This window comes from Agathobaculum ammoniilyticum, assembly GCF_025567315.1.
In the GTDB taxonomy this organism is placed as follows: domain Bacteria; phylum Bacillota; class Clostridia; order Oscillospirales; family Butyricicoccaceae; genus Agathobaculum; species Agathobaculum ammoniilyticum.
In genome coordinates, this window is the sequence record NZ_JAOQJE010000004.1 from 46,803 (window position 1) to 72,029 (window position 25,227).

The following is a 25,227-nucleotide window of genomic DNA, read 5'->3' on the forward strand; positions in this document are numbered from 1 at the left end:
CAGGTTGAGGCGGCCGCCAAACGCTTTCGGAAAGGAACGACCCGTCTATGATGGACAAAGCAGAATTCACCGCCGCAGTGCTGGAAGCAGAGCCGGCGCTATACCGCGTCGCAAAGGCCATGCTCCGCAGCGAGCAGGACTGCGCGGACGCAGCGCAGCAGGCTATCCTGCGCGCGTGGGAGCAGTTGGATACGCTGCGCCGGCCGAAATATTTCAAAACCTGGTTGACGCGCATCCTGATTAATGAATGCCGCGCGATCCTGCGCCTGCGGCAGCGGCTCGCGCCCTATAAGCAGGAGCAGGCCGAGTGTATCCCCGCACCGGCGGCGGACGACCACAGCGACCTGTATGAAGCGCTGCTGTCGCTGGATGAAAAATACCGCCTGCCGGTGGTGCTGTTTTACCTGGAGGGCTTCAAAACGCGCGAGATCGCTGGACTGCTCGGTGTGCCGGAGGGTACGGTCAAAAGCAGGCTGCGGACAGCGCGCGAGCTGCTCCGCAAGGATTTGGAAGGAGCGTGTTTTGCATGATGCACCCGAATGATTTTCCCCAGATGACCCCGCAGTTTGACCAGCGCGTCCGCGCGGCGCTGGAGAGCCTGCCCGAGCGTCTGTGCCGGACGCGGCGTTTCCCATGGAAGCGCGTGGTATCGATCGGCTGTGCCGCCGCGCTGTGCATCGGCGGCACAGCGTTTGCGGCGGGCGTCAGCGGCGGCTTTCCGCTGCTTTTCCCCAACGGCACGGACGCGCCCCTCACGGACTATGTCGCCGCCTCCGAGCCGGGTACGCTGACGGATGAGAACGACCAATACCGCCTGTCGGTGGAATCGGTTCTGTTTGACGAGAGCGCGGGCGTGGGCATCGTCAGCCTGCACCTGCAGAATAAGTCGGGCGATGGGGTGATGCCGTTCGCCGTGATCGAGCTGCTGCCAGAGTATCAAAACCAGCCCGATCTGGTTTGGAGCAATCTGTCCGAATGCTGCGCCGTGCAGGATGGGCAGTACAATTTCAGCGTGATGTACGGCGAATATGGCTTCTGCGGCAGCCGCTTCTATCTGGATAAGAGCCGTTCGACCGAAAACGATTACTATTTGGAAGGCGCTTTCATTCCCAGCGGCGACTACTCGGCGGGTACGCCCCTGCGCCTTGTTATGCAGGAACAGGGCAGGGAGCAGGTGGTTTCCAACGGTGCAAGCATCGGCCTGGTCGCGCTGGAGGTGCCTCTGCCGGAATTCCAGCGGATGCCCAGCTACACGAGCGCGGACAGGGCCGTCACGCTGTCTCAGATCGGCCTGCGCATCACCTCGCAGCAGACGGGGGATATAATCGTGGACGCGGTGGGATACATTGCGGTGAAGATGCGGGATGGCTCTGTAGTAGTTATCACCGACCAGGCAAACCATATCGACCGCACCCTGTATGCGCTTGGCTTTGGCGCGGATGCCGGCTTTGACTACGAAGCCGCCGTGTATGTGCTTGCGCGGACCTTTGACCTTGCGGATGTGCAGGCGGTCGTTATAAACGATACCGAGTATCCGCTTTCCGCCTGACCTAGAGGGAAAAGCAAAACAGGCCGCGGTTAGGGGCGGCTCAATAAAACAGTATCATATTGTTTTCGGGGAGGCGGCATGAGTAAATCATGCCGCTTTTCCGTTCATAATGTCATAGAGTAAATTGGCGGGGAGTATGCCGATGTGATTGTAGCTGATGTCTACATCCTGCACCCTGTGTCCACTGGACTTGTCCGGTGCATGAACATACACGGCTTTCACCATATCGTTTAGAACCTCGGGTGTCAGCTTCTCCAGATACAAGTGCTTCTTCGCCAAGCGAATGAAGGTATCGACACTCTCCACATGATTTTCTTGGTTCTGTATTTCGTTTTCAAGCATTTCAATCTTGGCTCTCAGTTCATCCTGTTCCTGCTCATAATCATCAGATAACATCTGGAAACGAGCTTCGGAGAGCTTTCCGTTGACCATATCCTCGTAAATACGTTTGAACAATCTGTCCAGTTCAGACATGCGATTTTCAGACTTCTGCAAGGCTCTCTTTTTAGCAGAAAGCTCTTTCTTTGATTCGGCTGTTCGCTTTGCACCCAATGCCTTGCGGAACTCATCCTCATAGTTTGCGATGCAGAGGAAAAGCAAACGCATATGCTGCAAAGTTCCTTCCTCTAACACGACCGCACGGATGAAATGTGTTTCGCACACATCTTTGCCACGCTTGCGGGAGGTGGAGCAAATGAAGTGGTCTTGTCGGGTTTCAAAACTCTTGCTGGTGCAGTAGTACAATTTCTCACCGCAATCGGCACAGCGAGCGAGACCGGAGAACATATTGGTTTTGCCTGTTTTGGTAGGTCTGCGTTTGTTCTTGCGAAGTTCCTGCACACGGTCAAAGGTATTTTGTCAATAATTGCTTCGTGGGTGTTCTCGAAAATCTTCCATTGGTTGGGAGGGGTTTCGAGTTTCTTTTTGCTCTTGTACGATAACCTGCGAGTTTTGAAATTAACTGTGTGTCCAAGGTATTCCTGCTTCTCCAGTATGCCTGAAACAGTGTCAGGCACCCAACCATACGGGTCATCGGGTGTTTTGGCGGGAGCATTGCGGCCTAACTTCATCCAATGAACAGTAGGACATTCTACCTTTGCGTCCTTCAGCTTCTTAGCAATCTGAGATGGGCCATAGCCCTCCATGCACCATGCGAAAATCTGACGGACAACGGCTGCGGCTTCATCATCCACAATCCAATGCTTCTTTGGATTGTCGGGGTCTTTCATGTAGCCGTAGGGCGGGTTGGTGGTCAGATACTCGCCAGCTTCGCCTTTTTGCCTCATAACGGCACGGACTTTCTTACTGCTGTCCTTGACGTAAAATTCGTTGATGATATTCAAAAACGGCGTAAAATCGTTGTCCTGCTGATTGGCGCTGTCCACACCGCTGTTTACGGCGATGAAACGGACATTGTGTTCGGGGAAAAGCATCTCGGTATAGATGCCAACCTCCAGATAGTTTCTACCGATACGGCTCATATCTTTGGCGAGGATGATACCAACTTTATCATTCTCCACCAGTTCGATCATGCGTTGCCAATCGGGTCTATTAAAGTTTGCACCGGAGTACCCGTCATCCACAAAAAACTGGATATTTTTGAAACCTTGTTCTTTAGCGTACCTATTGAGAATCGCCTTTTGATTGACAATGCTGTTGCTATCGCCTGTCAGTTCATCGTCACGACTTAATCTACAGTAGATAGCGGTAATTTTGTCAGACTGCCTATTTATATCTTGTTCCTCCTTAATCGGCGGGCAGTCTGCCAATACAGGATTGCTTGTATATATCATATCACACATTTGTGAATAAATCTACCATTTCGTTATAGTGTTTTTCTTAGTTTTCGTTGTCTTTAACCATGTGGTCGAGCAGCTTTGCGGGCAAACTACGATTTCCGTCATAGCTTCCATTAAAGCGATAAGTGGTTTGACCGGAATGGATGGTTACAGTGATCTTCGGCAACTCTGCTGCACAGTAATTGTGGGCAACAATATTGCCGTTTTCATTGATAGTGTAATTTTTATTGTTCTGCTCATTCATAAAAATTGTCCTTTCTACTTGGTGGTATCCAGTTCCCAAATTGGGAACTGGACGGATGGGAATGGATTCGAATGGAATGATTATCGCTCCTGTTCTTTCTTGTGTTCAATTTTTCTGCCAAGGGTCTGCTCCAGATTGTGCCGAATGGTATCGAGCCGCTGTGCTTCTTCCTTGGCAATCTGATATTGGTTGTAAAGCTCGTTTTTCTCCTTGATGAGCTGCTCCACTTCCGTCTGCAACGCCTTGTAGCTTGGCAGTTTCTTCAATCCCTTAGAATCAAAATAGCGTTTAGCGGCGTTCAGAATGATGAAGTCGCTATCATGCTCATCACGATATTTCTGTCGGGCTTTTTCGTTTTTGCAGGCTTTCAATTCGTCGATTACATATCGGGTCTTGTGATAGTTCAGAATATTATTCCGGAACTCTTTCTTTTCTGAGATTGCAGCTTCTACGGTTTTCATTTCGATGCGAATATCACTTAGCTTCTCATGGGCGGCATCACAGGCGGCAGCTAATGCTTCTGGAGATTCGAATCCCATTTCCTGATACAGAAGATAGGTGCGGCTTGCATTTTTGAGATTGTGCTTCTTTGCCCAATGCTCGTACCCTTTGCCCTTTTCCTTTGCGGCAGTTACATCCACCATACGGCTGACGGTGTTCTGCTGATTAACACGGTCTTGGATGGTCGGTGCGGAATGGACGGGTGCAGCTTTCGCCCTCACTTGTTTTGCGTTTCTGACAAAGACAGCGAATACAACAGCTTTATCAAAATCATTGCCCAGCTTTCGTGCCGTGATGGGTTTGGTGCGGTCGGGTGTGAGATAGGACAAACGCCCTCGGCTTTCTTTGACAGCGATACCACGGCGGAGAAGTTTTTCTGCAAAGTCATCAAAGCTAATTGCTTCTGAAAGTGCCATACGGATTTCTTCACGGAGCTTGTCTTTATCGGTTTCAAACTTGGTCTGCTTAATGGGCAAGCCCTGTTCTGCAAGAACAGCGTTTTCTTCATCCAGCGCAATCTGTCCTTTCTTCTTCGCCCAATACTCATGCTCGGTGATATGAGTTCGGCTCCCATTCAGCAGATCAATCTGATACAGACCCGCATCGTGGCACATTTCCATGACTTCGGAACAAAAGTATTCCATAGCTACGTTGGTGCATCGGTGCTTCATGTCCGGTTGAGTATGGCACGGTCTGTCCATATATGGCATGAACGGAACTTCCATAATTCGCAGAGAGTTGATAACGATGTGTACATGAACATTGCCACTGCCGTTATGTCCGTCGGGATGAGTGCAAACGATAGCTTGATGTCCGGGAAAATGCCTTTTGCAGTATTCCTCGCCTAACTGCTGCGCCCGGTCAACGGTCAATCCGTGGTCGGGAACATCCTTGGGGTCAAAGCTGATGATATAGTGATGGCTTTTAATATCTTCCCGTTTTTGATTTTTGCTGTAGCGGAGATTGGCACGGAGACAGGCAATCGCAAAATCTTCGTCACCGCAGTTCAGCGTAGAAATGCAATAATTCTGTCTTGGAACAAGTCTGCCGTTTTCGTCCAGGGTGGGCTTCATGGTGAACTCGTCGTGTTCAAAAGTGAGGTAGGCTTCGGCGGCAGAATAGTCGGCATTTTTAGAGCTTATATGCTTGAACGTTGCCAACAGCATCACCTACCTTTTTCATCACTTCCAATTTCAGAGTGGCGAGATCAGCGGCAGAATCTTGCAATTCCTTCGCCATGGTAGGATAGGGACTGTGCCATTCATTGAGGTGTCGGGCAATCTGATTGAGGTTGTTGCCGATTCTTCCGTACTCAGCGATTAGCTTGCCGACAGCAGCCAGCAGATCATCACTGACCAATGTTGCCACAATGGTCGGTTTGATGGTTGCGCCGAAGCTTGCTTCACGAATAAACTCCGATTGGGTCATGTCGTAAATCTCCAATCGGCGGAGAAAGTCGGCATGTTCTTCATCGTCCAGGCGGGTTTTTACGATATGGGTTCGTTTCGGTGTATTGTAGTTTTTTGTCATTCGGTTCCTCCTTCATTTGTGAAAATGGTGGTCGGCGTATGCCGTCGCTTCCGCTTTGCGGAATAGAGCAGGGTTTGGGGAAGGCACTCCCCAACAAGATTCCATGATGGGGAAAATGAGTGATAGGCGAAATTTGGAGCCATGGTAGAATCTTGCTCTTCACTACCCAGCCTTTTCGTGTTCGTCGATTTTTCAAGTTCACGCATTTGGCGCTGAACAGTATTTTGAAAAAATGACAAAGCAAAAAGAGCCGATTACACAAAACATCAGAAATCGGAGGGAGCATGGCTCTCGCTTCAAAGTGATGTTCTATGTAATCGGCTCTGAAAAATCAAAGTCGGGTTCTGCTTCGTACAGCTCCTGCCAACAGAACCAATGGCGTGGTGGAGCAGTTCGGCACTTCCGGTGTACCGATACCGTGTCGGATAAAACCGACTCTTATAAAATATGTTTGAACATTTTAATATTCAGTTTTGTGTGGATAAACTTTCTATAATATTATTATACAAACAGCGACCTCAGTTGTCAAGATTTGAACAGGAAATACTTGCCATTGCAGTTGTATCTTTTTTATGAACAGGGGCGGCAGCACTTTTTGCTGTTGCCCCTTGATTGCCTTACAGCAGAGACGGGCGAACTTGTCAACGGTGGGCGAAGCCCGTTCATCTCGACCGTTGACATGGACGGTCGGCTCTGCTACTCGATGCAGAAAAATTCTCTCCCTATAAGGTAAGATAAATTACGCAAATTGAAAAAGCAAGGCACCAACCGTAAAAGTTAGTGCCTTGCTGCTGGATTATTCTCGAACAGTAGCTCTTGTTTCTTGCATAGAGAGTAACGACGATTTGATTTTATCAAAATAATCATCAATGCCGAAACTTTTCAGAACTGTATGCTCAAACTCCAAACGAATGTCATCCGACAATTCTTCAGAAACCCTCATGATTTGCCTGGATTTTAACTTCTCAAATGCCGCAATAATTTTTGTTCTGTCATTTTGGGAAACCAGTTTTGGATTAAGCATATAACAATTTGCAATGCTGTCCTTGTTCACATCCAAAACACCGAGTCCTCGCCCAAAGCCAGAAGCTTCTATATAGAACATTGTGAACATCGAATTAAGCAACGCATGATTGAGTTCCTCATCCGAATAACTCGCTTTATGGGTTAATCCAATGAGCCTCTGATTCACGAATGACGGAGTTTCAAATTTTGCAAAGAAAAGACGCTGATCCGGATTCATCATCGTGAAGACCTCAGCAATTTCGTTGTCTTGCAACTCGTACCATTCCATACCAGTTCTTTTAAGAACTGTTGGCAGTGGCTTTCCAACACCATTTCTTTGGTCAACAAATTTTGTTATCCACTCCAGTGCACCAATATGACCTTGCTTTTCCAAATCCGCTGTTGATACACCACAGCAGAAAGCATCTCTGTCCGCTGTTGCAGTAAGTCGATTTACATTTCGGGCGTTTATAAGAACCTTTTTCAGATATTGCTTTTCAATCCTATGTTCGCCCGCTTGCGGATAAAACAGCGCATCCCAACCTCTACGATTACCTCTAAAAACATGGTAAACCTCGTTGATCGGAATAATTTTATCTTTTACATTTAGCAGCCAATCAATATCGTGGAACAGAGCATTGTAACATACGTTCAGTTCTAACAGGTCATCAATCTGGCTCTGTGCATACTTCGACAGTCTTGATACGGTTTTATCCAGCTCTGTTCCCAACAATGCCGAGTTAACCAAAATGTTCTCATTATCACTATCTGTAGTCAGCTGTTCCAAGGTCTGTTTCCACAGCCAAAAATCAGTAGTAGCTTTTTGGCTGGAACCTTTCTTTTCCAACACAATGATGGTTGTCACTACATCGGCATTTTTGAACCAGCGCCCTTTACCACTAAGGTGTACTTGTTTTAAATAATACTTCTGTCTTAATACCTCGATAAGTTTGGTGCCTGCGTTTGTACCGAGCCAAGAGTTGGAAACAATGATTCCGAGTGTTCCACCGGGCTTTATTACATCGGCAATCTTCGTTGCAATATAGCAATACAAATCTGATCTGCCATCTAATTCAGAAGCCAACGGCATTTTAGAAATTTCATCCTTGTCGTCATCAGGAATAATCTCAAATGGGACGAAAGGAAGGTTGGATACCACCGTACCAAACGCAGGCAGAGACAGATGCATTTCTTCACCTGTTTCCGGATTGACTATGGAAATATCATCTCCAATAGTCAAAGATAATGCATTGTGCTGGAACAAACGATTTGCCAGATTGATAGTATCGGAGTCTGTCATACTAATATTGGCAACCTGCAGCGGATATTTGTACTTATCGCACGCCCATACAGATTCAACTGCGTCTTTAGGTGATAATTGTGTCCTTTTGATTTCAATGGCTGCTTTGGGGATTGTTCCTGTACCACAACAACAATCCAGTATTGTATCGGTCCAATCTTTTACAGATAGACGAACCAATAGTTTTGCTAATTCCGGAGGCGTTGTGTACTGTCCGTTAATTGCTCTTTTACTGGTAGCAACAGAACCCTCCAAAATGTTCTGTAACGCTTCTTGATTGAGATTCTCAATTCCATTGCTCTTCAAGAAATTTGAATACTCAGCAAAATCTTGCCATGTCAGTTCTGGCAAAATGTCATTATATCTTACTGCGGAAAAAACATTATAAAAGTCGCATTTGGCAGTAATCTTCTGGAAAATCTGATTTGCTTCGCTTGGGGTAGTATCATAGTCAAGTTCATTGATTACAAGTGCACCATTCTGCCTATTCTTTATAATATGAGCAAAAATAATTCTGTTTGCCCAATTAAGAATTATTGTCTTAGCATAGGCTTTATACTTATCAGTTTCATCATGTTCATATTCAGATTTTACACCAAGCCACCAATTGTCGATATAGGCTGCCATTACAGCATCTCGGAAAGCAGCTGTCTTTAATTTTTCTGCAATAATTTCTTTATTTCGCTGAATGAGTGTTGTTATGGTGCTTTCAGAAATAATGTCACCAAGCGTAGCGTTGCGGAAATCTCCAGATACAAAATAACTGTTGACGTCAAGGACTATTTCTTCTAAAAGTTTTTCCCAATCTGTGCGATAGGTTTCCACATCCGCCCTTGTGCGAATATGGCTCGTTGCATCCCATTGCTTAAGTTTTGAGAAAGTATTTTTCTCTCCTCTGATATAGAGAACTGCGTATGTAAAATTCCAAATCAAGCAACTATTTAAATTTAGCGCTATAGCCTTTTGCTGTGCATCTTTAATAAAGGTTTCGTCCTCAATCGGGACATCCGGCATTTTGAGTTCCCAACCTTGTAAAATAATACTTTGCTCCTTGTTGCCATAGAGAACAACATCTGGAAACATTGTATTTCCTCGACCTGTTGAAATTGTACTTTCTCCACCGGCACGTTTAATAATTAAGTCATTTGCCGTTGCGATTGCATTAATCTTAGAGATAAGATCTATTGCCCAACTACGTTCATTTCTGCGAATAATTGTTGCCACAATGATACCTACCTTTCTGTGAAATCCTTTATAAGATTAGTCACGGCAATGTGTTGACGTGTCTTTTTGTCCAAACTTTCCCACGCCAAGAACAAACGCCTTTTTGCCACATCTATATAGTTAATAGCATCTTTTTTAAACAAAGCTACATCTTCATTTTTTTCTATACCAATAAAATTACGCCCTTCCATAAGAGCTGCAACTAAAAATGATCCGCTACCAAAAGTGTTATCAAGAATCACATCGCCTGGATTGGTGTATGTACGAATGAAATATCGACCTAATTCAATAGGCTTTTGGGTAGGATGAACGACCTCGCCTTCACATTCAGCAGTCTTAATATAAACGATATCGGTCGGGTAGCGTTCCCCATCACTTGCAACATGGACTGGTTGGAAATCTCCATAGCTCCCGCTTAACTGGTTTTTTCTCACGCCTTTATCATAAGGTTCGCCCTTGGTCATTTGTGGATGGTACGTTGGTTGTTTTTTATAGAATACGCATACATCCTCATGTTTTCTCAACGGTTGCTTCTTAACATTAAGGAAATTAGTCGGTTTAGACTTTTCCCAGATCCATTTATACTTATAATACTTTGGCTGGCTGAGAATGAGTTTTGCGGTAAATAGACCTTGTGATGTAAGTACAATGGCACCATTAGGCTTAATAATTCGTAAATATTGTTCCCATAGCAAATCAAGGGGAATATAGCTATCCCATTTGTTCTGTGTCATTCCATATGGAAGATCGCAAAGGATCATGTCGACAGAAGCGTCAGGAATACGTTTCATGCACTCAAGACAATCTTCTTCAAAAAGGGTATTGACCATAGGATAAAGTGGAGAGTTAATATCAATCATGTTTTTCTTCCTCCTCTCCAATTGAATTGAATTCCAAAATATCATCGACTCCACAGTGGAGGGTTTTGCAAATCTTCTCAATGCTATCGAGAGAAATATAATTATCACGCTTGATACGGGTAATGATATTGGCACTAAATCCTGCTTTCTCCATTAGCTCGGCATTAGTCATACCCTTATCAATCAATAAGTGAAATAATTTTTTATAGGTTACAGCCATAGCGAATCCCTCCTTACATTAATAAATATTATATCACGAAAGTGTGAATTTTTCAATAGGTTTGCATGAATTTGTTTTTTCGTCCACTCTGAAAGAAAAAGAGGGACTTGTGCCACCTTGAACACAAGATCCTCTGCGGTATCAGTTATAACTCAATTCGTGTTTCACAATTTCTTCTGCACGGTTGCGGATACTGTTCATAGCTCCAACCCATGCCATTTGGTCAGTTGCCTTCATGTTCTCTGTCACACCCTCAGCAGCTTTCATCTGCTCGATGATAAGTTCAAGACGGTTCTGTGCCTGCTCGTTCAAATCAGCCAGATACGTCCACAGTTCACCGCTAAGGCACAAATCATTGAAGCGTATGGGATTATGTTCCTTGATGTAATCCCTGTGCATACGTCCCCAACAACCAATAGGTCTGTTTTCCTCTGGTAAGCGAATATTTGGAATATAGTAATCACCGCAACGAATATAAGTAAGTTCCTGCATTGTTTGTTCCTCCAATCATAGTATGAAAATTCTTTAAAGACAGAAAAAGGCGATACCTGGTTGTGAAAACCAAGCATCACCAATTTTTCTTGTCGCACCCTGTACGGCAGCTACCCTATGCCAGTAATGTTCTCATACTGTCTTATTGATAGCCACCCTTTGCGGCCTGTTTTTTCACCCGGCGGTGCCGGAAGCGCAAAAATAAAATTAATAGGTAAACAACTGAGCCCAGTACGGCGTGCCGCCTACCACGGAGTAGCCGACGCCGATGGTGGTGAAGTTCTTGCTCATGATATTCGCGCGGTGTCCGGACGAGTTCATCCACGCGGTGACGACCGCCTGCGGCGTACTCTGGCCGTAGGCGATGTTTTCACCCGCGCCGCGGTAGGAAACGCCGGCCTCGGTCAGCGCAGTCGAAAAAGAGGAGCCGTTGGGACGGGTGTGCGAGAAGGACTGCGCGGATTCCTGTGCGCGCACCTGCGCCGCCTGCTGCACGCGGGCGTCGATCGTCAGGGGAGACAGGCCCTCCTTGGCGCGTTCCGCATTTACCAGCGCGACGACCTGGGAGGCGAAGCTGCCCTGGGAGGAGCCGGTATCGCCGTCCGGCGTCTGCTCGGTATCATTGTCCGGCGTACCCTCGGGACGGTTGTTGTCTGGAAGCTGGCCGGGCTGGTCGTCCGGCTGGTTCTCCGGCTCGTCGTCCGGTGTCTGGTCGGGAAGCTCTTCGCCCGGCGTATCCTCCGGTGTCTGCTCCGGCGTTTCCTCCGGCTGTTGGTCGGGCGTTTCGTCCGGCGTCTGCTCCGGCTTGTTGTCAGGCTTTACGACCGGACAGTTGACCTGCTGGCCGCAGAACGAAATATCAAAGCGGTCGCACAACCGCTGGAGCAGCTGGCGCTGGGACTGGGAAGCGAATATGGTGGGGTTGTAGAATTTGCTCATATCGAGATTGGCCGCGCCGGCCGCAGCGGTAGTCGAAATGGTCAGCGCTAACGCCAACGGTACGATTTTCTTGAACTGCATATTTGGATACCTCCTTGGTTTTCGTAGAGTAAACTGGATTGTTTTACTCTCTGGGGCAAAGTATAGCGCATTTTGTAACCGTTTTGCAATGGAAATAGCTGCCGCCCACGGATATATACAGCAGAATCCGGCCGGAAAAGGAATTTTCCGGCCGGATTTCCCGTATTTTATGGGAGTTTTTCAATTTCATAGAGGTTGTTGAGCACCAGCCAAAGCTGGGGAAAGTACCGCATGATATTCCAGATGCTGATGCCGTGCAGCTGGTATTCGCCGGCCAGCGCAAGCTTGGTGCGGATCGAACGGGCGTCCTCGAACCAGACCTCGTGCTCGGCACGGTCGCGCCAGTAATTATAATGCGGCGACTGGGCGGTTTCGTCGAATTGGATGGGCGCGCCGACTTGGATCGCCTGCTCGACCGCCTGAACATTGCCGAGGCTCCGTGCGCGCGTCTGTCCTTTTATATAGGGGAGAGACCAGTCGTAACCATAATTTGGAATGCCCATAAAGATTTTCGCGGGCGGGATGACCGAGGTGGCGAACCGGACGACTGGCTCTATCTTGTTGATGGGGGCGACCGCCATAGGCTCGGAAAGGGCGTATCCCCATTCATAAGTTTATTTATGATACATATAAATCTTATTCGAATTTTCGAGATATCTCGACATAAATTGTGGAATCACCCAAGCTACGCTCGGGGGCATTTTTCAGATAGACGATACGGCTAATAACCGTGCGGAGCAGGTCGTTTTTTTCCTGTGCGGACTGAGCGGTGGGGTATGCCTCCAGGACGTGCTGCAATTTGGGAAGCATGGAGGGGGAGGCTCGGCGTTCGCGGTCGATGCACAGTGCGCGTTCACTGGCCTTGGCCAGCGCCCGATCCAGCTCGGTGAGCTGGGCATTGATCTGGTTGCGCCGCGAAACAAAATATTCCGGCGTGTAGATTTCCTGTTCCACCAGCTCGGCGGCTCGGTCGAGCTGCGTGCGCAGTTTGCGTTGGGCTGTGTGGATGCTACGGATTTCGTCTTGAGCCTGCGCGGCTCGGTCGTCCAGCTCGCGCCCGACGCTGTTCTGCTGGTCGGTGTCTACCTCGTACTCGGCCAGCCAGAGCTGGAGGGCGTGCAATACGGCATCTTCAACGTCTGCACAGAACGAACTGACGTTGTCACATGCTGCCCAGCGGCAGTCCAAACGGCCGGTGCAGGGCGGGGCAGCCGCCGCTGCGCCATAGGTAATCACATGACCGCATTTTCCGCAGTACAGCAGCCCGACAAACGGGTTTTTGATCTCATGCCCTTTCTTCAGGGGCAGCCCTGGTGTGCTGTCCAGCAGATGTTGTACGGCGTCGAAGTCTGCCTCGCTGACCAGCGCAGGGTGCATCCCCTTGACTTTGACATAATCCGCGACATAGCGGCGCGGCTTGGTGAGTACGCCAGACCGCACGACCGGCTGCGCCGCTTTATGGCCCCATGTAACAAAGCCCGCATACAGGCAGTTGCGCAGCACGTTGCGGACCGACTGCGCGCTCCATGCGATTCCCGCGCTGGTGCGTTCGCCACGGGCATTCAGCCGACGGGCAATCATATAGCAGCCCACGCCCTGCAGACGCAGGTTGAAGACCTCGCGGACGATGGCGGCCTGCGGCGGGTTTAGTTTGAGCGTGTAGCCCTTACCGTTTGGCACCTTGACGCGAAAGTAGCCATAAGGGTCTGTTTTGCCCATGTACTTGCCCTCTTTGACCGAGGCAATGCGTCCGGCCACCATGCGGCGCTTGATCGTCTTATACTCGCGGCGGGACATGAACAGTCCGAACTCGAAATATTCCTCGTCAAACTCGTTTGCCGGATCGTAGGTTTTGGCGGGGGTGATAATCTTGGTGCCGGAGTATTTGAACGCCTGCGAGACAATGCCCTGGTCGATGCTGTCGCCGCGGGCGAGACGCTCAACTTCCATGACCAGCACGCCCTCCCACTGTCCAGCCTCGACCTCGGAGAGCAGACGCTGCATCTGTGGACGGGCGGCAATGGTTTCACCGGAGACGATTTCCTCATATATTGCGCCGATCTCCAATCCCATACGCCGCGCCAGCGCGAGCAGGGCGGTACGGTGGCGGGCAAGCGTTTCGCCCTCGCCGCGGGCTTCAGCTTCCATGTCCATGCGTGATTTGCGCAGATAGATTAAATATGCCATAGAATCACCTGATTTCAGTATATGGAAAACGGAAAATAAAAAGAAAAGAAACATTTGTTCGGTTTAGGTGGTTAAAAAAACAGCAGACCACGACGGAACAGTGTTCGGTTATGGTCTGCATGGGGTTACTGCGCTTTTTTCAGTTCGGCCATATCGCGGGACAGCGAGCGGACGACGGTTTTGAGCAGGTCGACTTCTTCCTCCAGCGCTTCCACGCGGGACTTCGGCGCGAGGGCTTCCATCAGCGCTTTCTGTCCCTCGGCCAGCGCATCAAGGCGGGGGACGAGGGTGTTTTCCAGTATGATCTCGGTTTTTGTCTGCCGCTCGTCGAGCTGGTCCATACGGCGGTCGAGCCTGTCAAGCATTTCGCCGTGCTTTTCGAGCATTTCACTATGCTTTTCGAGCAATGTCTCGGTGCGTGCCTGACGCGCGTCAAGCTGATCCACACGGTTGTCGAGCTTTTCGAGCAGGGATAAAATCTTTTCTTCGTTGGTCATGGGGAGGCCTCCTTGGGATGGAGAATATGTAATAGCGTACTTCCTTATAGGTAGCGGTTTAAGACTTCTGACAGTTGCTCCTTATAGTTATTTAGATCATAAATATCTTGCATGGGATATTTGATATCCTTTTTGCTTTCGTCAGGGATAATCAACGTTTTCTGATTATCCGTCAGACGTAAACGGCAAATCCATTTACGGGTATTACCCTTGTAAAGAATATTGATATACGATTCTGTATCTTTATAGGTGATATCAGTATGGGAAACAATGTCACTCAACATATTTTTGACAATAAAATATGCCTCAAGTTCTTCCTCAGTGGTCACAATAGCAGGCTTTTTTACCACGGGAGCATCTTCAGTATTTTCCATGTCATGGTCCTTTTGCTGCTCGGCGGGGAGGCTGAGTTCAGAGGAACCGAGCGCGGTCTTTAGTTTTTCGTTCAGCATTTCACTAATGAAATCATTGAGAGATTTTTTTACGATAGGCCGGAACTTTTCAATAACGGCCTGCGTCTTAGGCCCAGCGTAAACATCCTGTAAGAACAGACGAACAAAATCATCTGATGGGGAATCAAGCTGGGCATTAAGGATACCACGAAATTCATTCGCGTATTTAAGACGAGATGCAGTATCAAAAATAGTATCGATATCAAATACTGATTTGCAGAACTTTTTTAACTCAGGGACTTGATTATCCTTTACATCCAGCATATTGACTTCGAGAAACGGAGTTTCATCCATACGGTTGGCATCTTCAAGGTCAGTATAAAAACGATAAATAATGCCATTTGTAAGAATAGCGAATTTAGCCGAAGTCGTACCAAAATAGCGGAACAACTGTGAATCGTGCTTTTCTAAATTTTCAGACGCAGACTTGCACTCAATCAAAATAACAGGCTCAGCATTCATAATAATTGCATAGTCTACTTTTTCGCCTTTTTTAATGCCGACATCCGCTGTGTATTCAGGGACAAATTCTTGTGGATTGAAAATATCATATCCCAACATAGAAAAGAATGGCATGATCAGAGAGGTTTTTGTGGCCTCCTCAGTAGCAACTGCATCTTTGAGAGAATCAACACGCTTAGAAAACTGCTTTACCTGATCAATAAAATCCATTGTAGTTATCCCCCTGACTATTTTTTTCAATGTCCAAATTGGACACCTAAAATTTGTGAAAATAATACAATATATTGAAACCCCTCTTGCAATCGAACAAGATACGGTGTATTATTCTAAATACAAACGGTTGTTCGATTTTGGGAGGGCGATCTAATGACACTACAACAACAGCGCATGCTGGAAATAATGCGAGTAGCTGATTCAGAGACTATTGATCGCCTTTTCTGTGTTGCTGCATCCATAATTGGTATTCTGCCTGCCGAATCATCTCGTCTTGCTGTTCCGGTGTCATCTGATCCATCATTTCCAAAATCTTAATCTGCTTCTGCGTTAGGTCGCTCACCTCAGAGGTGAGCGGCTTTTTTTTATTGATCATACCTAACAAATAGGCGTCTGAAACATCAAACACCTCGCATAAATTCTGAACTTGAGAATATTTTGGCGAGGTAATACCACGTTCCCATTGGCTTACTGCCGTTTGATTAACACCAATTAGATCTGCCAACTCTTTTTGCGACAATTTGGCATTTTGCCGCAATTCTTTTATTCGATTCACGGGGTGGCCTCCTTGTCCTGATGTATCAATATTAACAGTAATACTACTAAAAATCAATACTTGCAAAAAAATAGTAGAAAACTGCTTGACAAAATAGAAAACTAATGTTATAGTGTGCGTACAGTAGAAAACTACTACAGAAAGGAGGGGGAATATGCTTTGCATCAAAGAAAAAAGAAAGAGCTTGGGGATTTCACAAGCAGAGTTAGCGGAGAGGGTGAATGTAAATCAGACAGCAATTAGTCAGTGGGAACGTGGCGTTGTTACACCCTCTCTTGAAAAGGCAAAACGACTCGCGTATGTGTTCGGCTGTACTATCGATGACCTGTATGCAGCCGAGCCGGAAAAGGAGGCGGGGTAAATGCGACGAATCAACGAACTGGAGGAGCGTGTAAGCAAGCTTGAGTACGGAAATATTCTAACACCCCCATACAAAATGGAGTATTATTACAGGCCGTTGCTATCTGACACGCAGAAGAAACAACTTATCGACGAATTACATCAATTTACCATCGAAACGATGAAAAACCGAGAACCGCAGTCTTTAGCGGTCCTGCCTGATATCCTCGCATATCTGCTGGAAAAGAAAGGATAGGAATTATGAGTGCAATGAAAGAATACGCGCTGGGCGTTTGCTACGCGCATCCCAAGGAAATGTACGACCTTTATGACCTGCTGTGCGGCTGGGAAATCGCAGAGAGAGCAGTCGAGATGGAGATAGTCGAACGGTTTGGCGGGGACACATATCCCTCGAAAGATATGTTTGAAATCATGCAGGGAATAGCCGATATTCTTGAGAATATACCTGATGAAGAAGCGCTGGTTATGTTGAAAATGGTGTCTTTGATCACGGATAAACCAGATCTCATGGAGGAGGAACTCTCTTTCTGGAGAGGCAGGTGCGCGGCATGAAACTGGAGCTATCCCACGCAGAACGCAATGCGCTGCTGGACGCGGCAGGGCGCGACAAGATAGCATCTGCTGCGGGCGCGTTGCTGGAGCAGGCGAGAACCGCGGGGCTGACGCACCTGCAGACGATCGCGCTGGTGGACTATATCCGTCTCCGGCTGGAAACGCCGCCCGACTTCGGCGGTTTTGAAAATAAGGCGGGGTGACTTTATGCCTTGCATTATACCACGAAAAGGAGGGAAGCACCACGATGCAAAACTACCAGAATATTTACCAAACTGCCCGTGAGGGTGCGGGTTTGACGCAGGAAGCCGCAGCGGAGCGGTTAGGCTGGTCGGTGCGCTGCCTGCAGGACATTGAGCAGGCCAGTCGTGAGCCGTCACCGGAAAAGGCGGCGCAGATGGCGGCGGCCTACCGCGCGCCCTGGCTGCGGGGGTACTATTGCAACCGCTGCCCGCTGGGCTGCGTATGGCACAGGCCGGAAAGCAACGTTGAGCTGCAGCAGCTTGCGCTGGAGGTAGGGCTGGAGGCCGAGGACTACGAGCAGGAGCGGCGCGACGCGCATGATCTGGCGCGGATCGCGTTGGACCGGAAAATCGATGATGCGGAATACCCACGCTATCAGGCGATACAGCGGCGCATGCTGCGCCGTGCGTATCTGGCAGAGATGGCCTCAATAGCGGGGGAAACGCAGGTGGAAAGATGAACAAGCACTGATGAATACAATACCCCGAGGAGGTGTGCCTATGGAAAGCAAAAACCGCAGGCTGGTTATGGAGCAGGCGTTCACGCTCGCCAGCGGCCGTAAGGCAGTGTGCCGGATCTATGACGACGAGAATACGGTACCCAAGTCCAACGCAGAAGAACACCAGAGGTGTGTTGACCGCATGAAAGAGGTGGCTGCGAACATATTTATGCGGGCTGAATTGGCAAAGCAGCAAAAGGAAAGCGCCCAGGGCGGCGGCAACCGCGACTGAGCGCAAAGAAATAAAAGCTACTTACAGGATAAAACAAAAACCCTGCGCTGTCAAGAGGCGGCGCAGGGGAAACGGAGGAATAAACGATGGTTACAAATTGGCTGTTGATGATGCTGGGGATAGGGTGCCTGTATCTGGCGCTCGGGATTTGTATGGACCGGCTGCTCGGCCGTGCGCTGGAGAGGAGGGGGCGGCGGTGAAAGTCACCGAGGCCCTGCTGGCCGAACGACTGACAGCGCGGCGCGCTGTGCAAGCGGCGGCTCCCGCCTCTGTCCCGCACGGACGGGAGGGAAAAAGGGAGCGCTGGACGGCCGAGCAGACCGCGCGGCTGATTGAGCTATGGACAGAGGGGACCCGCGATTATGTGCAGCTTGCCGATGCAGTCGGTGCAACGGTCGAGCGTACCCGCCGCAAAATCGACAACCTGGTCGCGGCGGGCCGTCTGCCGCCGCGCGCGGGGGATAAGGACCGGAGCAGTCCGGCCCTGTCTCCGCATGCCTCCGAGGCCACAGCGGATAAAGCGGAGCCGCCTGCGTTGCCGGACGCAAATGCAGCGCTGGCCGAGCTGGAGGCTCTGCTTACGCGCGCCGCTGCGATCGTGCAGGCGCTGCGCGTGCTGACAGGGGGAGGGGGCGGTAAAGGATGACTTATCATTTCGACGGCCGGATCGCTGCCATGTATGGCGTGGATGAGGCGGTCTTTATCGCCATGCTTCAATTTTGGATCGCAAAAAACGAAGCCAACGACCGCCATTTCCATGACGGCCGGTACTGGACATATAACAGCATCCGTGCAATGGAAAGGCTGTTTCCCTGGTGGAGCAAGCGGCAGATCGAGCGCATCGTCAAAAAACTGAAAGACACCGGGGTCGTGCTGACGGCAAATTACAACCGAGACAGCCATGACCGGACGCTGTTTTATTCGCTCGATGAGAGTAAATTGCCCATTTCCCCGTTTTGTCGCGAGCTGTCCCCAAACGGTGACAGCACCCCGTCCCCAAACGGTGACGACTTGGCACCAAACGGTGAAATGTATAAGGAACAGTTAAATACACAGTTAAAAGAAGAAGAGGAAAAGCCGGACGGAAATATCAAACCGCTGGAACTGATGGAGCGGTATAACACGATCTGCACCGGTATGCCGCAGGCGGTCAAGCTGACGGAGAAACGGGCGAAAGCGGTGCGCCGTCTTTACGCAACCGGCTATACGTCCGAGCAGCTGATCGATGTATTTTACCGCGCGCAGGCAAGCAGCTTTTGCACGGGCAGCAACGACCGGGGCTGGCGGGCAGATTTCGACTGGCTCATGAGCGAAAATAACCTGGTCAAGGTGCTGGAGGGCAAGTACGGCGGCAGCGCCGCGCCTGCACCGCACCGTCAGAACGGAGGATACGAGCAATGGTAGAAAAGGCAACGCTGGACGCGGAATACAGCGTGATCGGCTGCCTGCTGGTGGACCCGTCGATCGTGGGCGAGCTGATCAGCCTGACACGGGCGGAGGATTTCAGCATCCCCGAGCTGCGCACGGTGTATCAGGCGGCGGTGCGGTTGTTTACGGCGGGACGGCCGGTGGACGCGGTAACCATTCGCGGCGTCTGCGGCGCGGAGTATAACAACCTGCTGCTGCAGTGCATGGATATCACGCCGACGGCGTTCGGCTGGAAAACGTATATAGCCGCTATGCAGGAGCAGACGCGGGTGCGGCGGCTGCGGGCGCTCGCAGAGCAGCTTGCAGGGGTGCGGACAAGCACGCAGGCGCGCGAGCTGATCGGGCAGGCGGGCGAAATACTCAGCGAGAAAAACCGGACGCGGGTCGTGACGATGGACCAGGCGCTGCTGCAGTTTTTCACCGAGCAGGGGGAAAAGCGGAAATTTATCAGCTACGGGCTGGACAAGCTGGACCGGCGGCTGTACTCGGATCACGGGGATTTTGTGGTGCTGGCGGGGCGGCCCTCGGCGGGCAAAACCGCGCTGGCGCTGCAGATGGCGGCGCACATGGGGCAGCAGGAGCGGGTCGGCTTTTACAGTCTGGAGACCAGCCCCGCAAAGCTGACCAACCGCCTGGTGGCGAACCGCTGCATCATCGATTTTGCGCGCATCAACCGGCGCGAAATGACCGACGAGGAATGGCAGCGGGCGGCGACGTGGAAAAAGGAGGTCACCGCGACCGATCTGGAGCTGGTCCATGCGCCGGGCTGGGGCGTGCAGGATATCCTGACCACCGCGCTGGCGCGGCGGCAGCGGATCGTGTTCATCGATTACCTGCAGGAGCTGCGCGGGCGCGGGCGCGACCGGTTCGAGCAGGTGACCAATATTTCGCTCGACCTGCACACGATGGCGCAGGAGCACGGCATCCTGGTTGTGGCGCTCAGCCAGTTTTCCCGCGCCGCGGCCAGCCGCGCGGATGCCGCGCCCACGCTGACCGACCTGCGCGAATCCGGCCAGATCGAGCAGGACGCGGACGCAGTGCTGGCGCTGTATCTCGATCCGGACGAGGACGCGCCTGCGGACGACCGCAAACTGCGTGTGCTGAAAAACAAAGAGGGGCGGCTGGGCGAGTTTTCGCTGTCGTTTGACGGCCAGCACCAGCTTTTTGCCGAGTATATGGACGGGCAGCTCGCCGCCGCGCGCCATGTGGCGCGCGTGGAGAAAAGCCACCGCGGGCAGCAGGAAATAGAAAGCGCATAGGAAACGGAGGAGCAAAATGGGACGACTGACATGGAAAACCCCAGACGGGGTATGGGGCGTTAAGGGCGTAGAATGGGGCGAGGTGCCGCAGGCACTGTACGGCCCGCTGTGCAAGCTCAAGGACTACGAGGATGTATGCGATTCGCCGCGTGTGGCGGCATCGTATCTGGACGGCGATCTCGGGCCGGTGCAGTACAGGCTGATTGACAGGGAGCACAATGTTTACCAGTGCGGGGAATGCGGGCATATCGCGCGGTTTGAGGCGGCCGGACCGCATGAAAACGGCTGGAACACCTGCCCGAGCTGCGCCCGCATGATCGCGGACGCGCCGGAGGAGGACGACGATGAACCTGCGTGAAGTAATCAAAATCCTGCGCTTTGAGCGCCGCCGCGTGCTGGCAATGAGCAGGGTATGCGAGCCGGAATTTGCAGGGGACTACCTGCGCACCGCCCGCGCGCTCGGCATCGCGGCGGAGATCGTCGAGAAGTTCGCGGGAATGCACCGAAGAAAGGACAAATGAAATGATCAGAGTGGAAGTCAACGATGGTACAGTAGCGTTGGAAATATACGGGCAAGGGGTAAATATGCTGACCGAGGTGCTGTCCATACTTGCACGCATCTATGAGGCATATGAATCGACCGAAAAAGGGGCGGGCGACGAATTGCTTGATATTATCGGACGCGCCATACAACAAGGCAAAATACAGGAATGGTCTGAGGAGGCGTTCGGGGAATGAAAACAATTTCCGTTGTCAATCTGAAAGGCGGCGTCGGCAAGACCGTTACCGCCGTGAATCTGGCGGCGATCCTGGCGACCGAATACGGCGGGCGGGTGCTGCTGATCGACGCGGACCATCAGGGCAACGCGTCGAAATTTTACCGGATACCGGCCGAGCCAGGCAGCCTCGCGGACCTGTTTGAGGGCATGGCGGCCTGTTACACAGACCTGATCCAGCACACGATTTACCGCGGGCTGGATGTGATCCCCGCGGACATGTCGCTGGCGGCGCTCGACCTCGACGGCAGCCTGCCGGACGACGTGCATGGCGGGACGCCGCGCGAGCGTGCGCTGCGTGCGCTCACCGATCTGCGCGACGCGGTGATCGAGGACGACGCATATGATTATATCATTATAGACTGCCCGCCCGCGTTCTCGCTCGCGTCCATCTCAGCGATCGCGGCGAGCACGGATATTGTGATCCCGCTCAAGCCGGGCGGCTTTGAGATCGACGGCATGGCCGAGCTGACGCGGCAGGTAGAAAGCGTGCGGCGCGTCAGCCCGTCGGTGCGGATCGCGGGCGTGCTGCTGACCATGTGGTACAACGATCCGGACATAATCGGGGTGGAGGACTGGCTGCGGAAAAACAGCGGGCAGCGTGTGTTTAACAGCCATATCCGGCTGTCGCGGCCGGTAGATAAGTCGGTTTTGGGAGGCGAGCCGATCTGCCAATGGTCGCCCACCTCGGGCGCGGCACGGGATTACCGCGCATGGGTGCGGGAGTACCTGGGAGGTGTGGACGATGGCGAAACGGCTTGACGTAGGCGCGCTGCTGGGCGCGGCGGTGTCCGATTCGAACCCCATGCAGGTGCATGACATCCCGCTGGCCGCGATTGATGAGAATGAGGATAACCGCTACGACCAGCGGAACATTGACGAGCTGGCAGAGAGCATCCAGGTGGTCGGCCTGCAGCAGCCGCTGGTCGTGCAGGCAAATGGCGAGCGGTATCTGCTGATTGCAGGGCATCGCCGCCGGAATGCGCTGGCCCTGCTGGGCCGCAAAACCGCGCCCTGCATCGTGCTGGCCGCAGACCTCGACCCGTCGCGGCGCACGCTGATCCTGCACTGGACCAATACAATGGCGCGCGGCGGCGCGGGCCTGACCGGCAGCGAGGTCGCAGGCGCGGCAAGGGAGATCGAGGCGGCGCTGGTTGATCTCAAACAGCGCGGGGTGGTGGAACTGCCCGGCAAACTGCGGGAATATGTCGCGGGCGTGCTGCAGGTGAGTGAGGCCGCGCTTGCGCGGGCAAAGGCGATTGATAACCACCTGATCGCTGCCTGGAAAGCTGACTACAAAAAGGCGCACATCAACGAGGCTGTGGCGTATGAGCTGCAGGGCTGCGACGAGCGACTGCAGGAACAACTGCGCGGGGTATATCAGGACAGATTGTGGCGCCTCGACGCAAAAAAGGTCAGGGCGCACAAAAAGGCAGACGCAGCGGGCTTCGCCCCGCTGACCTGTCCGGCCGAGAGATCCCCTGAACCATGTGTGAGCACGGATAAACGCGCGGCGGCGGTAAAGCGCGGCGAATGCCCTGGCTGCTGTCACGACTGCGAGCGGTCTGAGAGCTGCGAGTGGGTATGCGGCAAAGTAAGCAAGGCGAACCGCGCGCATGCCGAGGCCGAGGCGCGGCAGGAGGAGCACGAGCGTGAGATCGACGCGTTTGAGGCGTCGCCGCTGGCTGCGGTGCGGCAGCATATGCGTGCAATGCTGGCGCAGTACGGCGTCACGGCGCCGAACGAGCTGGACGAGCCGCTCTGCTATCGCGTCGGTTGGGTTTTTACAGATGATCCATTTGCGTATCGAGCGCTGGACCTGGCTGATACGTTTGCCCTTGCTGAGCAGATCGGCATTGATCCGCAGGAACTGCTGTTCGGCAATCCAGAGGGCGCGCCGCTGCGGGAGCTGGCGCAGGGGATGGAGCAGGCGGCGGCCGAGCCGCCGCAGGTCAATGTAAACAGCCATGTGTGCGTGACGGGGCTGAGCAAATACGGCGTATGCGGAGCAGCGCAGTGCTGCGATGAGCCTTACGCGTGCTGCATCGCCTGTCCAAAGGATTGTAACGGCCGTTGTGGTTGGCTACCGAAAGTTATGCCGCAGCCCGTGGTGGTCTGCCGCACTGCCGCCGAAAACAGGGAGGGGCTGAAAGATGGCAAGACCGATTGATGCATATACACTAAACAATGATCTCGTGTCCTGGTACAACGACACCGAGGACGAGACGGAAAAATCGGTTCTGCGGCGGGTGATGCAGAGAGTGGTTCAAGCGCCCACCCTCACCCCGCCGAACGAGTGGGTAAATCGAGCGAGAGCGCTTGATGAGCTTTACACAAAACTCCAGATCATAACAGGCTTTACAGTGGAGCAACTGATAGAAATATTCGCCGCCGGATACACGCTGGAAAAGCCGGATTACTCAAAATCATTTGAAGAGATAGCGAGTTTGGCCGAAACCACCCCGCCGAACGAGCCGTTGACGTGCGAGGGATGCTATTACATCAAAAATGACGACTATCCGCCGTGCGCATGGTGCATTCGGTCGAAAGTAAACGAAGATTACTACCGCCGCCCGCCAGAGGGAGAGGCATGAAAGTACTGGTAGCCTGCGAAGAATCGCAGGAGGTCTGCAAGGCGTTTCGGGCGCTGGGGCATGAGGCGTACAGCTGCGATATTGAGCCGTGCAGCGGCGGGCATCCGGAGTGGCATCTCCAATGCGATGCGCTGGAACTGCTGAAAATGCAGTGGGATATGATTCTGGCTTTCCCGCCCTGTACTTATTTGACAGCGGCCGGAGCAGTGCGTCTGTATGCCGCAGACCACACGATAAAAGACGAGGACAGAGACGCAAAAGGAAGAGTTGCAAAAGAATTTTTCCTCGCTTTCCTTAATGCGGATTGTTCCAAGATCGCAGTGGAGAACCCCGTACCCCTGAAAAGATATGGGCTGCCGCCGTATTCGCAGATAATAGAGCCGTATATGTTCGGACATGCATGGAGAAAACGAACATGTCTCTGGCTGAAGGGATTACCGCCGTTGATGGCAACGGATATTGTTATTCCGGAAGGATTGTGGGTGGGCAGCACATCAGCAAGAAGAGCCCCTACATTAAAAGACAGGTATTTACTGAGGTCAAAACGGGATCCAAAACTACGTGCAAAAACATTTCCAGGCATCGCCCGTGCTATGGCCGAACAGTGGGGCGGTATATGCCCGACGGAGGGAAAGGAGGTCGCCGAATGATAGAAGATAATGAACAGAAAATTATCAATATTTTTCCCGCGATTATCGAGCGAAACCGTCAGAAAATATGCCAGTGCAAAAATCCTACCTACGTCATAGACGAAACAAATCACATTGTTTCCTGTGAAGAGTGCGGCGCAATCTTAGACCCATGGGCAGTGCTGTTCGAAATTGCCCAGCGGTGGGAGCAAATCGCAAAGGACACAGCTCGGGAGAAAGAACGGCTGAAATTCTGGAGGGAAGAAGAACGGAAAATCATTCGGTTGCGTGGGGTGCAGGACATTACCCGCAAATACCGGCAAGGCATGTGGCCTGTTTGCCCTGAATGCAAACAGGTGTTTGACCCTGGCGAGGTTTCCGGCTTTGTAAACGCTGCGCTTTATGGTATGAATAAAGGGGAGGACACCTGATGGACATTGAGAAGCTGGACATAAACGCAGTATGCTTTGGCATCCTCTGTAATTTTACCCCTGTATGCGGAGAAGAACGGGCAAAAGAAGCGGTTGAACTTGTCCGCAAACTC

Annotated in this window: 34 protein-coding genes; 19 read left to right on the forward strand and 15 right to left on the reverse strand. The window is 51.5% G+C overall.

Annotated elements, in window-relative coordinates:
- The first annotated feature begins 47 nt into the window (after window positions 1–47).
- Window positions 48–530: a sigma-70 family RNA polymerase sigma factor gene (locus OCV66_RS05480; RefSeq protein ID WP_243182378.1), complete on the forward strand. Its 483-nt coding sequence runs from the start codon at window positions 48–50 to the stop codon at window positions 528–530.
- Window positions 527–1,549 carry a hypothetical protein gene (locus OCV66_RS05485; protein WP_147573874.1) on the forward strand — a complete coding sequence of 341 codons (1,023 nt, stop codon included), beginning with the start codon at window positions 527–529 and terminating at the stop codon, window positions 1,547–1,549. Before OCV66_RS05480 ends, OCV66_RS05485 begins: the two co-directional genes overlap by 4 nt.
- Window positions 1,550–1,636: 87 nt before the next feature.
- On the opposite strand, the gene OCV66_RS05490 is transcribed toward OCV66_RS05485, so the two are convergent.
- From OCV66_RS05490 to OCV66_RS05560, 15 genes are all read right to left on the reverse strand, one after another.
- On the reverse strand, window positions 1,637–2,293 hold the full coding sequence (locus tag OCV66_RS05490; protein ID WP_243182377.1) for a DUF4368 domain-containing protein: 657 nt from the start codon (window positions 2,291–2,293) through the stop codon (window positions 1,637–1,639).
- Window positions 2,176–3,351, reverse strand: coding sequence for a recombinase family protein (locus tag OCV66_RS05495; protein ID WP_243182376.1), 1,176 nt, complete (start codon window positions 3,349–3,351; stop codon window positions 2,176–2,178). Before OCV66_RS05495 ends, OCV66_RS05490 begins: the two co-directional genes overlap by 118 nt.
- A gap of 37 nt (window positions 3,352–3,388) precedes the next feature.
- A complete protein-coding gene (locus tag OCV66_RS05500) occupies window positions 3,389–3,592 on the reverse strand; it encodes a hypothetical protein (RefSeq protein ID WP_054327749.1) in 204 nt (67 codons plus the stop codon).
- An 80-nt stretch (window positions 3,593–3,672) separates the two neighbouring features.
- On the reverse strand, window positions 3,673–5,253 hold the full coding sequence (locus OCV66_RS05505; protein WP_054327814.1) for a relaxase/mobilization nuclease domain-containing protein: 1,581 nt from the start codon (window positions 5,251–5,253) through the stop codon (window positions 3,673–3,675).
- Window positions 5,225–5,623: a plasmid mobilization protein gene (locus tag OCV66_RS05510; protein ID WP_054327750.1), complete on the reverse strand. Its 399-nt coding sequence runs from the start codon at window positions 5,621–5,623 to the stop codon at window positions 5,225–5,227. The genes OCV66_RS05505 and OCV66_RS05510 overlap by 29 nt, the downstream gene beginning before the upstream one ends.
- A 796-nt stretch (window positions 5,624–6,419) precedes the next feature.
- A complete protein-coding gene (locus tag OCV66_RS05515) occupies window positions 6,420–9,152 on the reverse strand; it encodes an N-6 DNA methylase (protein ID WP_147573876.1) in 2,733 nt (910 codons plus the stop codon).
- An 8-nt stretch (window positions 9,153–9,160) separates the two neighbouring features.
- Window positions 9,161–10,012 (reverse strand): DNA-methyltransferase, encoded by an 852-nt coding sequence (locus OCV66_RS05520; RefSeq protein WP_207724444.1) that lies wholly within the window; start codon window positions 10,010–10,012, stop codon window positions 9,161–9,163.
- Window positions 10,005–10,232, reverse strand: a complete 228-nt coding sequence (locus OCV66_RS05525) for a helix-turn-helix domain-containing protein (protein WP_054327753.1) — start codon at window positions 10,230–10,232, stop codon at window positions 10,005–10,007. Before OCV66_RS05525 ends, OCV66_RS05520 begins: the two co-directional genes overlap by 8 nt.
- A 141-nt stretch (window positions 10,233–10,373) precedes the next feature.
- On the reverse strand, window positions 10,374–10,724 hold the full coding sequence (locus tag OCV66_RS05530) for a TnpV protein (RefSeq protein ID WP_054327754.1): 351 nt from the start codon (window positions 10,722–10,724) through the stop codon (window positions 10,374–10,376).
- A gap of 207 nt (window positions 10,725–10,931) precedes the next feature.
- Complete coding sequence (locus OCV66_RS05535; RefSeq protein ID WP_147573877.1) at window positions 10,932–11,744, reverse strand: CAP domain-containing protein; 813 nt, start codon at window positions 11,742–11,744, stop codon at window positions 10,932–10,934.
- 167 nt (window positions 11,745–11,911) lie between these two features.
- Window positions 11,912–12,325: a glycosyl hydrolase family 18 protein gene (locus OCV66_RS05540; protein WP_054327756.1), complete on the reverse strand. Its 414-nt coding sequence runs from the start codon at window positions 12,323–12,325 to the stop codon at window positions 11,912–11,914.
- 55 nt (window positions 12,326–12,380) lie between these two features.
- Window positions 12,381–13,931: a recombinase family protein gene (locus OCV66_RS05545; RefSeq protein ID WP_262563931.1), complete on the reverse strand. Its 1,551-nt coding sequence runs from the start codon at window positions 13,929–13,931 to the stop codon at window positions 12,381–12,383.
- A 125-nt stretch (window positions 13,932–14,056) separates the two neighbouring features.
- Entirely contained in the window at window positions 14,057–14,428 is a 372-nt protein-coding gene (locus OCV66_RS05550; protein WP_147573880.1) for a hypothetical protein, read from the reverse strand.
- A 44-nt stretch (window positions 14,429–14,472) separates the two neighbouring features.
- Window positions 14,473–15,552, reverse strand: coding sequence for a type I restriction endonuclease (locus tag OCV66_RS05555; protein WP_147573881.1), 1,080 nt, complete (start codon window positions 15,550–15,552; stop codon window positions 14,473–14,475).
- Between the two features lie 211 nt (window positions 15,553–15,763).
- Entirely contained in the window at window positions 15,764–16,111 is a 348-nt protein-coding gene (locus tag OCV66_RS05560) for a helix-turn-helix domain-containing protein (protein ID WP_186949712.1), read from the reverse strand.
- Window positions 16,112–16,265: 154 nt separating this feature from the next.
- Between OCV66_RS05560 and OCV66_RS05565 the strand changes: the two genes are divergently transcribed.
- The 17 genes from OCV66_RS05565 (at window position 16,266) to OCV66_RS05645 (ending at window position 25,114) form a co-directional block, all read left to right on the forward strand.
- A complete protein-coding gene (locus tag OCV66_RS05565) occupies window positions 16,266–16,472 on the forward strand; it encodes a helix-turn-helix transcriptional regulator (RefSeq protein ID WP_147573883.1) in 207 nt (68 codons plus the stop codon).
- Window positions 16,473–16,706 (forward strand): hypothetical protein, encoded by a 234-nt coding sequence (locus OCV66_RS05570; protein WP_147573885.1) that lies wholly within the window; start codon window positions 16,473–16,475, stop codon window positions 16,704–16,706.
- Between the two features lie 5 nt (window positions 16,707–16,711).
- Window positions 16,712–17,023, forward strand: a complete 312-nt coding sequence (locus OCV66_RS05575) for a hypothetical protein (protein WP_147573886.1) — start codon at window positions 16,712–16,714, stop codon at window positions 17,021–17,023.
- On the forward strand, window positions 17,020–17,226 hold the full coding sequence (locus OCV66_RS05580; protein WP_147573888.1) for a hypothetical protein: 207 nt from the start codon (window positions 17,020–17,022) through the stop codon (window positions 17,224–17,226). The genes OCV66_RS05575 and OCV66_RS05580 overlap by 4 nt, the downstream gene beginning before the upstream one ends.
- A gap of 44 nt (window positions 17,227–17,270) precedes the next feature.
- On the forward strand, window positions 17,271–17,726 hold the full coding sequence (locus OCV66_RS05585; RefSeq protein WP_054327764.1) for a helix-turn-helix domain-containing protein: 456 nt from the start codon (window positions 17,271–17,273) through the stop codon (window positions 17,724–17,726).
- A gap of 40 nt (window positions 17,727–17,766) precedes the next feature.
- Window positions 17,767–17,997: a hypothetical protein gene (locus OCV66_RS05590; protein WP_054327765.1), complete on the forward strand. Its 231-nt coding sequence runs from the start codon at window positions 17,767–17,769 to the stop codon at window positions 17,995–17,997.
- A 196-nt stretch (window positions 17,998–18,193) separates the two neighbouring features.
- Window positions 18,194–18,643 (forward strand): hypothetical protein, encoded by a 450-nt coding sequence (locus OCV66_RS05595; RefSeq protein WP_054327766.1) that lies wholly within the window; start codon window positions 18,194–18,196, stop codon window positions 18,641–18,643.
- Window positions 18,640–19,401 carry a hypothetical protein gene (locus tag OCV66_RS05600; protein ID WP_147573889.1) on the forward strand — a complete coding sequence of 254 codons (762 nt, stop codon included), beginning with the start codon at window positions 18,640–18,642 and terminating at the stop codon, window positions 19,399–19,401. The genes OCV66_RS05595 and OCV66_RS05600 overlap by 4 nt, the downstream gene beginning before the upstream one ends.
- Window positions 19,395–20,684, forward strand: coding sequence for a replicative DNA helicase (locus OCV66_RS05605; protein ID WP_147573891.1), 1,290 nt, complete (start codon window positions 19,395–19,397; stop codon window positions 20,682–20,684). The genes OCV66_RS05600 and OCV66_RS05605 overlap by 7 nt, the downstream gene beginning before the upstream one ends.
- A 16-nt stretch (window positions 20,685–20,700) precedes the next feature.
- A complete protein-coding gene (locus OCV66_RS05610) occupies window positions 20,701–21,042 on the forward strand; it encodes a hypothetical protein (RefSeq protein WP_147573892.1) in 342 nt (113 codons plus the stop codon).
- Window positions 21,029–21,205 carry a hypothetical protein gene (locus OCV66_RS05615; protein WP_262563937.1) on the forward strand — a complete coding sequence of 59 codons (177 nt, stop codon included), beginning with the start codon at window positions 21,029–21,031 and terminating at the stop codon, window positions 21,203–21,205. The genes OCV66_RS05610 and OCV66_RS05615 overlap by 14 nt, the downstream gene beginning before the upstream one ends.
- Before the next feature lies 1 nt (window position 21,206).
- Window positions 21,207–21,422: a hypothetical protein gene (locus OCV66_RS05620; RefSeq protein ID WP_147573894.1), complete on the forward strand. Its 216-nt coding sequence runs from the start codon at window positions 21,207–21,209 to the stop codon at window positions 21,420–21,422.
- Entirely contained in the window at window positions 21,419–22,222 is an 804-nt protein-coding gene (locus OCV66_RS05625) for a ParA family protein (protein WP_147573896.1), read from the forward strand. The genes OCV66_RS05620 and OCV66_RS05625 overlap by 4 nt, the downstream gene beginning before the upstream one ends.
- The gene (locus OCV66_RS05630; protein WP_147573897.1) at window positions 22,206–23,630 is read left to right on the forward strand and encodes a ParB N-terminal domain-containing protein; all 1,425 of its coding nucleotides are present in this window, start codon (window positions 22,206–22,208) and stop codon (window positions 23,628–23,630) included. Before OCV66_RS05625 ends, OCV66_RS05630 begins: the two co-directional genes overlap by 17 nt.
- On the forward strand, window positions 23,614–24,054 hold the full coding sequence (locus tag OCV66_RS05635; RefSeq protein WP_147573899.1) for a hypothetical protein: 441 nt from the start codon (window positions 23,614–23,616) through the stop codon (window positions 24,052–24,054). Before OCV66_RS05630 ends, OCV66_RS05635 begins: the two co-directional genes overlap by 17 nt.
- Window positions 24,051–24,704 (forward strand): DNA cytosine methyltransferase, encoded by a 654-nt coding sequence (locus tag OCV66_RS05640; RefSeq protein ID WP_147573901.1) that lies wholly within the window; start codon window positions 24,051–24,053, stop codon window positions 24,702–24,704. The genes OCV66_RS05635 and OCV66_RS05640 overlap by 4 nt, the downstream gene beginning before the upstream one ends.
- The gene (locus OCV66_RS05645) at window positions 24,701–25,114 is read left to right on the forward strand and encodes a hypothetical protein (protein WP_147573903.1); all 414 of its coding nucleotides are present in this window, start codon (window positions 24,701–24,703) and stop codon (window positions 25,112–25,114) included. The genes OCV66_RS05640 and OCV66_RS05645 overlap by 4 nt, the downstream gene beginning before the upstream one ends.
- The last annotated feature ends 113 nt before the right edge of the window (window positions 25,115–25,227 follow it).